Source organism: Kaistia terrae (assembly GCF_026344005.1).
In the GTDB taxonomy this organism is placed as follows: Bacteria; Pseudomonadota; Alphaproteobacteria; order Rhizobiales; family Kaistiaceae; genus Kaistia; species Kaistia terrae.
The window spans coordinates 1-14,387 of the sequence record NZ_JAPKNH010000011.1; the positions used below are offsets into that span (position 1 = coordinate 1).

Below are 14,387 nucleotides of genomic sequence, written 5' to 3' on the forward strand. Positions count from 1 at the left end.
AACGGCCGGCCCGCCATGATCGACTGGTCCAGCCGGCTGTGGGTTTCGGTCGTCTCCGCCTTCAGCAGCTTGGCGCGGCTCGCCTCCTGCGGCCGGACGGTGTCGATTGTGTCGCTCATGCCTGGGAAACCTTCTCCATGGGGATTTGTTTTGCCTGGGTTTTATTGGACGACGAGGCGTTGCGCTAGAACTAGAACTTGTAGTTCACGCCCACGCGCACCTGATCGATATCGAGATCGCCGCGCCAGCTCCGCACCCGGGTCGAGCCGAAGGACTCGGACTCGTTCTCGAACGAGCCGCGATCCAGGTTGACGAAGTTGTACTCGCCCTTGAGTGTCCAGTTCCGCGTCATCGCGTATTCGACGCCGGCGCCGACCGTCCAGCCGGTCATCCGCTTGCTGTCGCCATAGTAAGCGGTGCTCGAGCTGCCGACTTCCTTGGTGGTGTAGAAATAGGACTGGTCTACATCGGCGGCGGTGAGACCGGCCGAGCCGTAGACGAAGAGGCGATCCACCGCGACGCCAGCCTTGGCGCGGACCGTCGCCATCCAGTTGACGTCGGCCGTGAAGCCGTACGCGTCCCAGCGCCCGTCATACTGAGCCTTTGTATAGCTTGCATCGGTCCAGGAGAAATCGCCCTCCAGACCGAGAACAAGATCGTTGGCAAACTGGTAGTTGAAGCCAGCCTGGATACCCGCGGACTTGCCGGTAAAGTCGCCCAGAACCTGATCGTTCGGGGCCGGCGGCGTGAAGCCCTTCGTGTATTGCACGAAGTCAGCCGCCCGGGCGGCGCCGCTCATATAGGCGGCGTTCGCACCGACATAGACCCCCGTCCAGTCAAATTCAGGACCTTCGGCGAAATGTGTCAGGCCGCCTAGACCGTCGGAACCGCTGGTGGAATCGGAGGGCGAGAACTCGCCCGTCAGGCTGAACTTGATGGTGCGACCCGGAGACGGCAGGAGAGCCAGGTTGAGCGGATCGACATAATACTGGTCCGTCAGGTTTTCGATGCTGATCTGCGCCATCAGGAAGTCGCTGAGCTGATAGCTCGCGAACACGTCAAGGAGCGTGTAGGGCTGCCAGGTGATCGGCGCGATGAACGGGCTGGCGCCGGACTGCGTCGGCTCGGCATCCGCGCCGCGCGGACCGACATAGGTGACGCGGCCACCCACCGTCAGCCGGTCGTCGAAGAACTTCTGGCTGAGCGCGAGGCTCAGCGAATATTCCGGCGGAACGTAGTTGGTCGCATAGTCGGCCGCCAGCGAGCTGTTCTTGCAGGTATCGTTGGTCCGGCAATATTGGATGTCGGTGTAGTAGGTACCGGCGAAATCGGCATTGAAACCGCCGACCTTGTAGTTGCCCGACAGCTCGAAACCAGAGAACTTCGCCTGCGCAATATTTCCGACAACCATATTGTTGATGTAGTAGTAATAACCCGGATAATACTCGACCGCGACGCGATCCCACCGACGGTTTATGTAGTCATCGATCGTATTGTTGAAGTAGGCGAGCTTCAGGCCGAGCGAGTCAGTTTCCGCCAGAAGGCCTTCCTTGACGAGATTGGCGCCGAATTCCCAGTCCTTGGCCCGTTCCGGCTTCAAGTTTTCGTCGATAATCGTCGCGAAGCCACCGGCGGCTTCGAACAGCGACGGAAGTCGCGACGCCTCCTTGTAGCCACCGAAGATCTGGACACCGTCCATCGGCATGACCGTCACGCGCGTCGAGAAGTCGAGCGCGTCGTCAGTGGCCGGCTCATCGCTATTTCCGGGCGCCTTGTTCTTCGAATTGTAGCTGTGATAGCGCAGCCCGCCTTCGAGCTGCAGCCAGTTCGTCGGGCTCCACTTGCCATTGGTGAAGACGCTGGTCTCGTAGCGCTCGCCCTGTCGTGCCGGAATGCCGCTGAAGGACGTGGTTCCCGGACCGGTCGCCTCGTTCTGGTAGGCCAGGCCGTATTGCAGCGCGACCTCGCCGAGGCCCGTCGAGAACGCCGAAGTATTGGAGAGGTCGGTGCCCCACATATCGGCCCATTTGTCGGAGCGGTTCACGCCGCCGTCCGCCGTCGAGCTCAATTCCTCGAGCTGGGTGCCCCAGAGGTTCCACTTCACGTCGATCAGTTCGCTGGCCGGGTTCCAGCGATAGCGCGAGGTATAGGTGTTGACCTCGACTTCGGATGGGACGCCCTGCTGGCGGTTCTGCTCGTTGTTCCAGAACCCCATCGGATAGGTCTCGCCATACTCGTTCTTCATGTGCGAGTAGCCGAGTTCAAGCGTGTGATCATCGGCGAAGCGGAACGTGCCCTTGAGCAGGCCGGAATAGCTGTTCTGCGAGGTGTTCAGCACTTCCTCGCCCGGAAGATAGGCCGTCAGGCCCGGCTTGAAGAAGGTATAGCCATCGCAATAGCCGGGAATGTCGATGCAGAGCTGCGGCGGAGCCGTTTCCTCCGGTGCATGCGAGCCGTTTTCGCCGGCATGGTAGTTGCCGGACTTGCGCCGGGCGAAACCGGCGACGAGATCGAAGTTTTCACTCTTGGTCGCGAGCACGACGCTGGCCGAACCGGATGTCGGATCGAGCCAGGAGGGACGATCGACGTCAGCCGAGGCGTAGGAAACGCCATCGGTGAAGATCTGGGCCATATTACCCTTGGCCTTGCTCGATAGCGGCGTCGTGTTGTTGCCGCCCTCGACCTTGACCCGGATACCGATCGACTGGCCTGGCGCGACGATGTCGTCGGCGTTGATCGTGGTCATGTTGACCGTGCCGCCGATGGCGCCGGCGCCGCCCGGCGCGGTGCTCGGGCCCTTCTCGATATTGATGCCGCCGATGAAATCCGGATCGACGAAAGAGCGGTTGGCGATGCCCTGATAACCGCGATAGACGGCCGTGGCGTTCATCGCGCCGTCGACGGTGACCGGCGTGCGGCCCTGCCCCTGCAGGCCGCGAATGTTGACGTCGAGGCCGCCGCTATTGCGGCTCTCGCCGGAAAGCACGCCCGGCTGGCTGCGCAGCATGTCGGAGGGCGAATTGCTCGGATAATGCTCCAGCGTCTCGCTGGAAATATGCGCCACGGCGGCGGGCGTGGTGAACACGGTCGCGGCAGTGCCGTCCCAGCCAATCGTGCGGCTGGCGCGGCCGGCCGTTACGTCGATCGTCTCCAGCACCAGCGATCCATCATTGGCCACCGGCGCACTCGAGGATCCGGCCTTGCCGACGGTCGCCGTCGTCGCATTGGGGAAGGAGAAGACGAGGCCGGAACCGGTGAGAATGCGAGCCAGCGCCTCGTCGCGCGTGGCGCGGCCGGTGATGCCCGCCGACGTCTTGCCGGACGCGGAGGCAGCCAGATACGTGACCTGCAAGCCGGACTGGCGTCCGAATGCTGCCAGCGCCTGGTTGAGGGGGCCGGGCGCGATCTTGAAATCGATCGTCTGCGTCGCCGCCTGCGCCTGCGCCGCAGAAATCGTGGCCATCCCGGCACCGATCCCCGTCGACAGCATCAGCGCTGCGACGAACGCCTTGCGCGCGGTTCGTCGGCACGCAGCATTCCCCAAATTCCGCATCATGGCTCGGCTATTCCCGTTGTTTGCATGAGAGCGGGATGCCGTGCCTGAATGCTGGGTAGTGCTGTCCCTGAGACTGATACAAACGGGGTGCGGAAATTTTCTCCCCTCGCCGCAGATAATTTCGAGGGGCCTATCCGCGCGCGAAAGCACGGGGATCCTGATTGTCCGTCCGGCGCGCCCGACGCCGCAGGGACGGGTGCTTCCACCTCAAATCGAGGAGATCACCGTCAGGAAGGACGCGGCCTGGCGGACACGGCCGCCCGCCGGAAGAACAGCAGCCTCGAGAGCGCGGAGCGGATCGCCGACATCAAACAGGCCGCTAACCCGCGCCGCGCCGATGGAGGGATCGGCGATCAGGATCCGGCCGGGAACCCAGCGTCCGATCCTCGCGACCAGGGCTGCGACCGGCTCGCGCTCGGCGATGATGAGGTTTTCGCGCCAGGATCCGACCTGGCCGGGCTCGCGGCGGCCACGTTCGCTCGCTTGCGAGTCGGGGTCAAAACTCGCCCAGTCGCCGGCTTCGAGCCGAAGGGCCTGGGGGTTGGATTGATCGAGGCGGGCATCGACGCTGCCCGTGTCAACACCGAGGCTGACGATGCCGGCATCGCTCGACATGTCGAACGCCGTACCGCGCGCGACGACGGCCACATGACCGCAATGGACCTGAAACGGCAGGACGCCATCGGCGGAGACGTCGAAGAAGCACATGCCCTTCAGTAGCGTGATGTCACGTTGCTCCGCACCGAAGGCGACCGCGATGGCGCTGTCGGGTCCAAGCGTCGCCAGGCTGCCGTCCGGTAGCGGAATGCGGCGGATTTCGCCCTTGGCGGTAATGTAATCGGCGCGAGCCCGCAGGATCGCATCGGGCGCGAACAGTGAGCCAGCGGCGAGCGCGCCAAGTCCGACCGCGCCGCCCAGCATGAAATTCCGGCGTGAGGGGGCGAACTGCCGGCGGCGATCCGCCTTCCTGCGATCGGTCAGGACCTTGCCGCTCATGCCATGCACGTCCGACACCTGGGTCCAGACCCGTTCGTGCTGCGGTCCACGCGCGCGCCAGGCGCGGATCATCTCGATCGACACGGGATTGTCGGGCGCGATCTGCAGGCGGATCACCAGATCGATCGCCTCGTCGAGTAGCCGATCCGCGTCCGGAGTGACCTTGTTCATGCTTCCTCTCCCCGCGATCGGCACGCGCCCCGCGGCCGAATCGTCTCGCCATGTATTACCCACGGCGCGGCTTCTTTTTCTCTCGCGGCTGGAATTTAGTTCAAAGACTGCCCGTCCGAAGCACGATATGGCGATAGGCCTCGCGGATCAGCGCCCAGGTCCGGGTCGTCGACAGGCCGAGTTCCTGCCCGATGGCGGCGATCGTCTGGTCGCCAAGGCGATGGCGTTCGAAGGCGATCCGCGTCCGCTCGGGCAGTTCGGCCAGCGCCGCCTCGACCTGCCGAAGCCGCTGGCGGTCAAAAACCACGACCTCCGGCGACGGTGCCGGGTCGGCGATCTGCGTCCAGATCTCGTCGGAGACCTCGACCATCGCCGACCGACGCACGCGCTCGACATGGTTGATGCTCAGATGGCGCGAAACCTGATGCAGATAGGCGCGCGGATTGTGGTTCAGCGTGCCGTCTTCCGGCGGCGATGCCAGCACGCGCAGGAACGTGTCCTGGGTAATGTCGGCCGCCGTCTCGGCATTCAGTCCGCGCCGCCGCAGGGCGCGGGTGATTTCCTTGGCGTGACGCCGGAACAGGCTCTGAATGTCCCAGGACATGCTTAGCACCCGCCGCCGCGTTGCTGCAGGCGGCAGAGCGAAGCCGCGACCCGATCGAGCCGTTGCAGCCTTCGGCCACCGCGCTGGATCGGCACCACCATGATTGGCGGGTGCCAATGGCGCAGGCGCATCGGCGTCGGGTTTTCCGGGCTGTCGGTCGTGTACGTCGCGGTCATGAGCGCTGCACAGGTGCGGGATGGGGCTCGCGCGCCTGCGAAACGGCGAGTGGGTTCAACCTGACGCCCGGATAGGGCAAATGAAAAATGCTTGCAACAACAATGATTTAGATGATTTCTAAACCTCGTGCCCAAGATCCGCCAAGCGTCGGAAAACGCTACTCAACTCGTCGTGTATGGAAAACGACGGTCGAACCAGGCGTCGAACGAAAGCCGTGACCACGTACCGCGCGTCTATCGTTCCACCCGGCTTCCGCCGATCACGCCGGCTCGTTCGGCAGCAGGCGCGCTACGGCGCTCAGAAGATCGGTCTGCGAGATCAGACCCAAGATCTGGTCGTCGGCATCGACGATGATGACGGCGTGGGTCCGTCCATCTGTCAGGACCGGCAGCAGCGACAGCGCTGCATCCGAGACCGCTGCCGTGGCCGGCGGCGAAATCGACCCTGCGATCGTGCCCGTGCTCTGCGAAATCTCGCGGAGGCCGACCGTGCCGATCAGGCGGCCATGGCGGTCCTTTACCGGCAAGGCGCGGATATTGTGCTTCAGCAACAGACGGCGTGCGTCATCCGGATCGGCATCTTCGTCGATGGCGATCACGTCGCGCGACATGATGTCGGCGCAGCTTATGCCGGCGTGCGACCGGACCGCAGCCTGAAGTTCGACCTGCTGCAGCAGCCGGCTCAAATCCGCCCGATCAATATCGAAGGTCTCGTCGAAGGCCTCCAGCGCCGCGTCGACGTCTTCCTCGCGAAACCCGACCCGCACCGACGAAGGCAGGTCGTTCGTCTGATGGAGATTTTCGACCGGCTTTACAGCGACGTGGGGGTAGCTGCGCCTCGCGAGCTTATGGAAGAGCAGCCCCAGCGCGACAAGGAGGCAGGAGTTCAGAGCGACGGGAACGAAAGGGAAGAGAAACCCCCAACCGGCCACGGCAGGCCCGCCCAGAACGGCGGTCAGGGCCGCGGCGCCTCCCGGCGGATGCAGGCACCGCGTGAACGACATGGCGGCGATGGCCAGCGAGACGCCGACGCCGATCGCAAGGATCGGATCCGAAATGAAATGGGCGACGATCAGGCCGATCAGGGCGGATATCGTGTTGCCGCCGATGATCGACCATGGCTGCGCGAGCGGGCTTGCCGGCACGGCGAAGAGAAGCACGGCGGAGGCGCCTATGGGCGCGACGATGAGCGGAAGATGCGGACCGTGGCCGAACAGATATCCGCTGATGGCGCCGGTCAGCGCAATGCCCAGCAACGCTCCGAAGCAGGCGATCATCCGGTCGCGCAGCGTCGCACCAGCCAGGATCGGTGAAAAGAATCGGGAGCCCCAGGAACGGCTGGCCTCCGGTTTGGAGGCGTCGGGAGGCTGTATCATGTCACGGGCCTGGGAGCAGTTTTCAAGGAACGCAATTCGGGCCGGTCTCGTTCGCGGACAGCGCGGACTCACGGCCCTTTTGCGGCGTCGAGTTCGACCGAAGACGAATGGAGCGGCGGGGCGCAGCCGATACGGCAAGAGGCCGGACGACGCATCCAGCCCTCTCCATACAAGAACCGATGGGAACGCTCAACCGATCGCGCTGGGGCCATTGCGGATGCGAAAACTGGAATCTGCACGCAAAAACGCCCCGCGAAGTAGCGCGAGGCGTCATTCTGAAGGGCAGTCTCCTGCGAAACTTGCCCGAGAGGGTTACTTGGCAGATTTGTCGGCAGGGCCGGCGTGCATGATGTCGTCGTTCTCCGGCCCATCGACGATCAGGTATCCGGCCAGCCCGCGCTCGGCGCGCGACAGGGCGTGATCGACCAGGACATAGTGGCCGCCGCGATCGATCTTGAAGTCGACGATCGTCGCGCCGCCCGGCGGCACGGTGACCGTCTGCACGCCCGTCAGGGGCGGCGAGCCGACGCTGCCCATGGAATAGACGTTGTCGAAGATCTCGCCGATGACGTGGAATGAAGACGTGAAGTTCGGGCCGCCGACGCCGAAGAAGATGCGAACGGTCTCTCCCACGGTGGCATAGAGCGGATGGCTCTTCGTCAGCGAACCGACCGCGCCGTTGAACAGGAAGTATTCCGGCCGTTCGGAGATCAGCTTGTCATAGTCCATCTCAAGCGCGCCGTTCGAGCCGAACGGTTCGACGGTGTAGAGTTCGCCCTGCATCACGTAGAATTCACGGTCGACCTGCGGCAGGCCGCCCTCCGGTTCGACCAGGATCATGCCGTACATGCCGCTGGTGATGTGGTGGGCAACGCTCGGCGTGGCGCAGTGGTAGACGAAGATGCCGGGCTTGAGCGCCTTGAAGGTCACGACGGTCTCGTTGCCCGGGTCCGTCTGCGTTGCATGGGCACCGCCACCGGGACCGGTCGCTGCGTGAAAATCGACGGAATGCGCCATGACGCTGCCTTCCGGGTTTCTCAGATGCACTTCGACCGTATCTCCGACGCGCACCCGGATGAACGGGCCCGGAACCTTGGCGTTGAACGTCCAGTAGGTATAGGTCGAGCCATCATCGAGCCTGCCGACCAACTCGACGGTCTCCAGATCGACCCGGACAACCTTCGAGCCGCGCTGCCCGATAGGTCCGGGCAAATCGGCGGGATCGCGGACGACGTCGGCAGCGGCCGATGTCATGGCCTCGCGCGGACCAGCCATGACCTGGATCAAACCCTCCATGCCGGCCTGACGATGTCCGGCGATCGAGCAGAAATAGGCAAACTCGCCGACTTTGCTCGCCGTGAAGGCGAAGGTGGAGGAGGCGTTCTTGCCGACCACGACGGAGGAGCGCGCCGCATACTGATCGACGACGACGTCATGCTCTGCGCCCTCGCCATTGATGAGGTTGATCTGGATCAACTCGCCCTCATGCACCATCAGGGTCGGATTGATCTTGCCGTCAATGTCGCCGCCGACACCGATATAGACCATGCGCCCGGTGGCAATGCCGGTCCGCAGCGTGAAGGTCGTCGGGTTGTGATAGCTGACCGAAGCCGTCGCGACGGGGACACCGGCCGGTGGAGCACTCTTGTCGACGGCAACAGGTGCCGTCGACGCCTGCGCTTCGGCCGGCGCCGCGCCATGCTGATGGTTCTGGGCGAAGGCCGGTGACAGCAACATCATGGCGAAGATCGCCATCATTGCCACCAACAGGCGCCGGAACAGCGAGCGCTTTTGTGGTGGATCGCCTCTTGGCGCCTTCGGAAGAAATTCGCCTGTCGCTTTGCGTAGATCGAGCATGGATCTCTCCAATGTTGCTCTGGACGAGAAAGGAACAGGCCGAAAATAGCGGCCGGGTACTTTCCTTCTTTGCCGAAACGCAAGGAGAGGCGCGAATGATTACGAAATCTGCGGAGATTTGGCAGCTTGCCGGCGTGGCCGGCAAAGCATGCCGCCATAGAGCAGGGCAAAGCCCAGAAACGCCGCCGCCCAAGCCAAGGCGGAGAGATGAAGGAGCCAGTCTCCCGGCAAACCGAGCGCGGCGGCGATGCGCGCAGCCGCGGCGATCAGGATGGCGGCGAAGACGAAACTGCCCGCCCTGCCGGCACGCAGCGGATTACCAGTATGGCCCAGCGTGGCGCGGACCATGACGGCGAGCGTCATGGTGCCGATGGCGCCGACACCAAACGTGTGCAGCCCGGCGACGGTGGCGACGATTTCCGGCAGCAGAATCGCCAGCGCGGTCAAAAACAGACCAAGCGGCACGAAGGCATAGGCAACGTGCAGGATCAGCACGAGGGGATCGCGCAGCGTGCGGTCGCCCGCCCATCGGGCAAGCCGGATCGCGTTGAGGAAGGCGGCGACCAGAAGCGCCGTGCCGGCCTCCGCTCGCTCCGGCCAGAAGGTCCACGCCATCAGCGCCAGCGCCGTGAGCAGGATCGTCGCCATGTCGAAACGGTTGAGGGGCACCGGCAGGCGGCCGGGATTCTCGCGGGCCAGCCAATTGCGGGTGAAGCTCGGGATGAGGCGGCCGCCAATCACCATCACCAGAACGATGGCCCCGCCGATCGCCAGTCTTCGGGCGATGTCGGACAGGCCTTCGACATGCGCCTCGATATGGAAAAGAATATTGGCCGCCAAGAGAACGGCGACCGGGATGAGAACCTTGAGATTGCGCCAGTTGCGGCCCGCGACGATTTCCACCGTAGCGGCGGCGGCGACGGCCAGCAGGAAGGCGCAATCGATCAGGGCGGCCAGCAACCAGCCCGTCTGCGCCGAATAGAACACGGCAAACCGGCCGGCGAGCCATAGCAGCACCAGCGCGAGCAGGGGCAGCCCCTGCACCGGCAGGCGGCCAGTCCAGTTTGGGATGGCGGTCAGAAGGAAGCCCGTCAAAACGGCCGCCAGATAGCCGAACAACAGTTCATGCACATGCCAGTCGACCGGGACAAACACGCTCGACGTCGCCAAATGGCCATGCAGGAGCGGCAGCCAGAACAGGATCGACAGGCCGGCATAAAGCGCGCCGAGCCCGAAGAATGGCCGGAAGCCATAGGAAAGAATGGCGGGGTGGCGGCCCGGCCGGGTGCGGGGAATGGCCATTCAGGAAATCCCGGTAGGGGCCGGATGAGATTCCGGCCCGGTGGGCAGGCAACGATCAGTTGGCGGGAACTTGCGCCAGCAGCGCCTCGAAGGCCTTCTTGGCCTTGCCGGGATGCTTTACCGCCTGCGCCTCGGCCAGGTTAGCCGGCTTTCCGACGACGATCAGGGCCACCATGCCCATGCCGTAATGAGGCGTGCACTTCACGCCATAGACGCCCTCTGCGTCGACGGTCACGGTGATCTTCTCGCTCATCTTGCCTTTGAAGGGCTCGGCGCCGGCGGGGAGCATGCCCTTGACGGATTCGGCATCATGGGACTTGTCGGTCGGCAGGAAGGTGACGGTATCGCCGGGAGCCGCCGTGATGAAATCGGGCTGGAATACCATGGCGCCCTTTTCGCCCTTGTTCAGCATCTGGACCTGGTGATCCGCGGCTTGGGCGCCGCTCGCCATGGCGATTGCAATGACTGCCGCGGCCAAGGCCATAGTCCGTTTCATAGTGCGTTCCTTCGTTTCAAGCCGTGATGATCCCTGTCATCACCCTCTCTATAGACGGCCCGCCGACGGTCGGATTTGTTACAGCGCAAAGAAGCGAACGGATCTGGAACCGAAGAGGCAGGTAACGACGCTTGCGATTTACCAGGCGGAATGGGAGATTGCGGCGCGCTCGCACAAATCCCCCGGAAGCGGCCCGAAGCGTCGCGCTGAGAGGAACCATGAGCCAACTGGATCGCTCCCTGATCATGGGGCTGCCGCCCTTCGAGACCGCCTCGCCTGCGAACCTCGACTACGTTCTCTCCAGCGCCCGCTCCTTGCGAATCGCTAAGGATTCGGTGGTTTTCGAGCAGGAGGGGGCGGCGCATTCCTTCTTCCTGCTGCTCGACGGGCATGTCCGCGTCGTCAAGACCACGCCGGATGGCGATCAGGTGATCGTGCGCTATATCAGTCCCGGCGAACTGCTTGGGATAGCCCAGGCGCTGGGGCGCTCAACCTATCCCGCCAGCGCGATCGCTGCGGTCGATTGCGTCGTGCTGGCATGGCCGGGCGCGCTCTGGAGCGACTTCATCCAGCGGATACCGGCCTTCGGCACCAATACCTACAAGACCATCGGCGCCCGCCTGCAGGACGTACAGACCCGCCTTGTCGAAATGGCGACCGAGCGGGTCGAGCAGCGGGTCGCCAACGCCTTGCTGCGGCTTGCCAGCCAGACAGGAATAAAGACGGAGGCGGGAATTCGGATCGATTTTCCGATCTCGCGCCAGGATATCGCCGAAATGACCGGGACCACGCTGCACACGGTCAGTCGTCTCCTGACGGCCTGGGAGGCGAAAGGGCTGGTCGAGAGCGGCCGTCAGCGCGTGACGGTCGTGGCGCCGCATCGCCTCATGCTGCTCGCCGAAGGCAAGGCCGGCAAGGATTGATCTAGCCCGGACCATCTTCGATCACGCGCCGGACGTCTTCGAGGAAAACGGCCCTATCGACGCCATTGTCGCGGCATGCCTCGGCGACCGTCTGGAACGGCGCCATCGGACAGCCGACGCACAGCATGTGATGACGGAGAACCACACGGATGGTCTTCGGCCACCGCCGCATGATCGCGTCCATCGACATCGTCTCCAGCGCCACTTCCATCACCTTCGCTCCCGCTGACCCATCGGCAGAGTAGGCGTCTCACCGCGACCGCTCCTTGCGTTGATGCAAGGATAGAGGCGGTTTTCTGCTCGGCGACGTGGAGGTTCTGAAGACCATTCAAGTCATCGCCAGCAACGCTTTTTGCCTCTCTCTTTGATCTAGAACAAATACGAACGCGCTGAATTCCTAGAAGGTCCAGCCGCGCGCAGCCTCTCGTGAAGGCGGCGCGATGGCGTGATTTCTGGAATATGAGGGCTCGGATATGGTTGCGGGATTAAGCAGGGGCGATCGGCAGGTCGCACTCGCGATCTCGATTCTGATCGCACTTTGCGGCCTGGCGCTTGCCGCCGTTGGCCGCGGCGATCCGATCGGGACCCATGGTTTCATCATTCTTCTCTACGCCCTCGGCGTGAGCTTCTTCGTGATCGCGGGCTATTACGCGCCCGAGCCCGACATTTCGCGGCTGTTGCGCTACTATGATGACCCGACCAAGGTCGGCATCGTGCTCGCCATGGCCTGGGCCGTATTCGGCCTCACCTTCGGTGTCTGGGTCGCCGCCCTGTTGGCTTGGCCCGATCTCACCTTCGACGCAGGCTGGGCGAGTTTTGGCCGCATCCGGCCGGTGCATACGACGAGCGTCATCTTCGGCTTCGGCGGCAATGCGCTGATCGCCACCTCCTTCCATGTACTCCAGCGCACGTCGCGGGCGCGGCTGCCCGAGCAGATCAGCCCCTGGTTCGTGCTGCTCGGCTACAATCTCTTCTGCATCATCGCGGTGAGCGGCTATTTCATCGGCGTCACGCAGTCCAAGGAGTATGCCGAGCCGGAATGGTACGCCGACATTTTCCTGGTCGTCGTCTGGGTCGTCTACTTCCTGATCTACATACGCACGCTGCAGCGGCGCAAAGAGCCCCATATCTACGTCGCCAACTGGTACTACATGGCGTTCATCCTGGTCGTGGCGGTGCTGCACATCGTCAACAACCTCGCCGTGCCTGTATCGTTCGGCCACGCCAAGAGCTACTCGCTGTTCTCCGGCGTGCAGGATGCGATGACCCAGTGGTGGTATGGCCACAACGCCGTCGCCTTCTTCCTGACCGCCGGCTTCCTCGGCATGATGTATTATTACCTGCCGAAGCGCGCCGGGCGGCCGATCTTCTCCTACAGGCTGTCGATCATCAGTTTCTGGGGCATCACCTTCATGTATATGTGGGCGGGCTCGCACCATCTGCACTACACGGCCCTGCCGCAATGGGTGCAGACACTTGGCATGACCTTCTCGATCGTGCTGCTCGTGCCGTCCTGGGCCTCCGCCGGCAATGCGCTGGCGACCCTGAACGGCGCCTGGCACAAGGTTCGCGACGACGCCACGCTGCGCTTCATGATGGTCGCCGCCGTCTTCTACGGCCTTTCGACTTTCGAGGGCTCGTTCATGGCGATCCGCGCTGTCAATTCGCTGAGCCACTACACCGACTGGACGGTAGGCCATGTCCATGCCGGCGCGCTCGGCTGGGTGGCGATGATCTCCTTCGGCTCGATCTATGCGCTGGTGCCGTGGATGTGGAAGCGCGAACGCATGTATTCGTCGAAGCTTATCGAGTGGCACTTCTGGTTGGCGCTCGCCGGGACCGTCGTCTACGTCTTCGCGATGTGGAATTCGGGCATCATTCAGGGCCTGATGTGGCGCACCTATAATGAAAGCGGGACGCTGGCCTATTCCTTCGTCGACTCTCTGGTTGCGATGCATCCCTATTACATCGCACGCACCTTTGGCGGCCTGCTGTTCCTGATCGGCGCAATCCTCGGCTCCTACAACATCTGGATGACCATCCGTCAGCCGGGAACCGCTCTCGCCAGCCAGGGCGAAGCGGACGAGCCGCACCTTGCGCCCCAACCCGCCCTTCAGGCTGGAGAATAGCCGACCATGCCGAGTTTTCATCGCAAGCTCGAACGCAGCGCCATCGGCTTCGTGCTGGCCATCGTCGGCGTTTCGGCGATCGGCGGGTTCGTCGAGATCGCGCCGCTGTTCACGATCCACGAGACGGTCGAAAAGGCGCCCGACATGCGCGTCTACACGCCGCTCGAACTGGCGGGGCGCAACATCTATCTGCGCGAAGGCTGCTATGCCTGCCACTCGCAGATGATCCGCACCCTGCGCGACGAGGTCGAGCGCTACGGTCCCTATTCGCTGGCAGTCGAGTCCCAGTACGACCATCCGATGCTCTGGGGATCGAAGCGCACCGGCCCCGATCTCGCCCGCCTCGGCGGCAAGTATTCGGACGCCTGGCAGACGGCGCATCTGCGCAATCCGCGCGACGTCGTGCCCGAATCCGTCATGCCGAAATATGGCTGGCTGGAGCGGACGACGCTGCGCACCGACGACCTCGGCGATCATCTTCTGGCGATGAGCCGCGTCGGCGTTCCCTACACACAGGCGATGATCGACAACGCGCCAGCCGATGCCTACGGCCAGGCAACGCCGGATACGACCTTCGCCACCGACGTCAGCGAACGCTATGGCGAGGCGACCAATATCCGCGCCTTCGACGGCGATCCGTCGCGCGTGACCGAGATGGACGCGCTGGTCGCCTATCTTCAGATCCTGGGCAAGCTGACGGACGCAGCCACGGCCAAGACCGAAGCAACCGGCGCAGAAGCCCCCAAGGCCGAGGCAACGAAGGCCGAGACAGGCGCAACTCAAGCAACGGGAGGCTGACAG

The 14,387-nt window shown here is 63.7% G+C and carries 12 protein-coding genes; 3 read left to right on the plus strand and 9 right to left on the minus strand.

Annotation, left to right across the window (positions count from 1 at the left end):
• Window positions 1–190 precede the first annotated feature (190 nt).
• The 8 genes from OSH12_RS22035 to OSH12_RS22070 all read right to left on the minus strand — a co-directional run bounded on the left by OSH12_RS22035 (window position 191) and on the right by OSH12_RS22070 (window position 10,534).
• Window positions 191–3,463, minus strand: coding sequence for a TonB-dependent receptor domain-containing protein (locus OSH12_RS22035; protein ID WP_266345785.1), 3,273 nt, complete (start codon window positions 3,461–3,463; stop codon window positions 191–193).
• A 300-nt stretch (window positions 3,464–3,763) separates the two neighbouring features.
• Window positions 3,764–4,723 carry a FecR family protein gene (locus OSH12_RS22040; protein WP_266345786.1) on the minus strand — a complete coding sequence of 320 codons (960 nt, stop codon included), beginning with the start codon at window positions 4,721–4,723 and terminating at the stop codon, window positions 3,764–3,766.
• A gap of 100 nt (window positions 4,724–4,823) precedes the next feature.
• Window positions 4,824–5,327, minus strand: coding sequence for an RNA polymerase sigma factor (locus OSH12_RS22045; protein ID WP_266345787.1), 504 nt, complete (start codon window positions 5,325–5,327; stop codon window positions 4,824–4,826).
• 2 nt (window positions 5,328–5,329) lie between these two features.
• Window positions 5,330–5,503, minus strand: a complete 174-nt coding sequence (locus tag OSH12_RS22050; protein WP_266345788.1) for a hypothetical protein — start codon at window positions 5,501–5,503, stop codon at window positions 5,330–5,332.
• A 260-nt stretch (window positions 5,504–5,763) separates the two neighbouring features.
• The gene (locus tag OSH12_RS22055; RefSeq protein WP_266345789.1) at window positions 5,764–6,879 is read right to left on the minus strand and encodes an HPP family protein; all 1,116 of its coding nucleotides are present in this window, start codon (window positions 6,877–6,879) and stop codon (window positions 5,764–5,766) included.
• A gap of 312 nt (window positions 6,880–7,191) precedes the next feature.
• Entirely contained in the window at window positions 7,192–8,736 is a 1,545-nt protein-coding gene (gene nirK / locus OSH12_RS22060; protein ID WP_266345790.1) for a copper-containing nitrite reductase, read from the minus strand.
• 99 nt (window positions 8,737–8,835) lie between these two features.
• The gene (locus tag OSH12_RS22065; RefSeq protein WP_266345791.1) at window positions 8,836–10,038 is read right to left on the minus strand and encodes an NnrS family protein; all 1,203 of its coding nucleotides are present in this window, start codon (window positions 10,036–10,038) and stop codon (window positions 8,836–8,838) included.
• A 55-nt stretch (window positions 10,039–10,093) separates the two neighbouring features.
• Window positions 10,094–10,534, minus strand: a complete 441-nt coding sequence (locus tag OSH12_RS22070; RefSeq protein ID WP_266345792.1) for a pseudoazurin — start codon at window positions 10,532–10,534, stop codon at window positions 10,094–10,096.
• A 218-nt stretch (window positions 10,535–10,752) separates the two neighbouring features.
• Between OSH12_RS22070 and OSH12_RS22075 the strand changes: the two genes are divergently transcribed.
• Window positions 10,753–11,457 (plus strand): Crp/Fnr family transcriptional regulator, encoded by a 705-nt coding sequence (locus OSH12_RS22075; RefSeq protein ID WP_266345793.1) that lies wholly within the window; start codon window positions 10,753–10,755, stop codon window positions 11,455–11,457.
• A gap of 1 nt (window position 11,458) precedes the next feature.
• Here the strand turns inward: OSH12_RS22075 and OSH12_RS22080 are convergent, their stop codons facing one another.
• On the minus strand, window positions 11,459–11,668 hold the full coding sequence (locus tag OSH12_RS22080) for a DUF1858 domain-containing protein (RefSeq protein WP_266345794.1): 210 nt from the start codon (window positions 11,666–11,668) through the stop codon (window positions 11,459–11,461).
• 262 nt (window positions 11,669–11,930) lie between these two features.
• On the opposite strand from OSH12_RS22080, the gene ccoN reads away from it, so the two are divergent.
• Entirely contained in the window at window positions 11,931–13,586 is a 1,656-nt protein-coding gene (gene ccoN, locus OSH12_RS22085; RefSeq protein ID WP_266345795.1) for a cytochrome-c oxidase, cbb3-type subunit I, read from the plus strand.
• Window positions 13,587–13,592: 6 nt separating this feature from the next.
• Entirely contained in the window at window positions 13,593–14,384 is a 792-nt protein-coding gene (gene ccoO / locus OSH12_RS22090) for a cytochrome-c oxidase, cbb3-type subunit II (RefSeq protein ID WP_266345796.1), read from the plus strand.
• The last annotated feature ends 3 nt before the right edge of the window (window positions 14,385–14,387 follow it).

Coding starts and splice junctions, on each gene's coding strand:
- OSH12_RS22070 (WP_266345792.1), bottom strand. CDS start 10,534: ATGAAACGGACTATGGCCTTGGCCGCGGCAGTCATTGCAATCGCCATG.
- OSH12_RS22065 (WP_266345791.1), bottom strand. CDS start 10,038: ATGGCCATTCCCCGCACCCGGCCGGGCCGCCACCCCGCCATTCTTTCC.
- OSH12_RS22045 (WP_266345787.1), bottom strand. CDS start 5,327: ATGTCCTGGGACATTCAGAGCCTGTTCCGGCGTCACGCCAAGGAAATC.
- nirK (WP_266345790.1), bottom strand. CDS start 8,736: ATGCTCGATCTACGCAAAGCGACAGGCGAATTTCTTCCGAAGGCGCCA.
- OSH12_RS22050 (WP_266345788.1), bottom strand. CDS start 5,503: ATGACCGCGACGTACACGACCGACAGCCCGGAAAACCCGACGCCGATG.
- OSH12_RS22075 (WP_266345793.1), top strand. CDS start 10,753: ATGAGCCAACTGGATCGCTCCCTGATCATGGGGCTGCCGCCCTTCGAG.
- ccoO (WP_266345796.1), top strand. CDS start 13,593: ATGCCGAGTTTTCATCGCAAGCTCGAACGCAGCGCCATCGGCTTCGTG.
- OSH12_RS22035 (WP_266345785.1), bottom strand. CDS start 3,463: ATGGCCACGATTTCTGCGGCGCAGGCGCAGGCGGCGACGCAGACGATC.
- OSH12_RS22055 (WP_266345789.1), bottom strand. CDS start 6,879: ATGATACAGCCTCCCGACGCCTCCAAACCGGAGGCCAGCCGTTCCTGG.
- ccoN (WP_266345795.1), top strand. CDS start 11,931: ATGGTTGCGGGATTAAGCAGGGGCGATCGGCAGGTCGCACTCGCGATC.
- OSH12_RS22080 (WP_266345794.1), bottom strand. CDS start 11,668: ATGGAAGTGGCGCTGGAGACGATGTCGATGGACGCGATCATGCGGCGG.
- OSH12_RS22040 (WP_266345786.1), bottom strand. CDS start 4,723: ATGAACAAGGTCACTCCGGACGCGGATCGGCTACTCGACGAGGCGATC.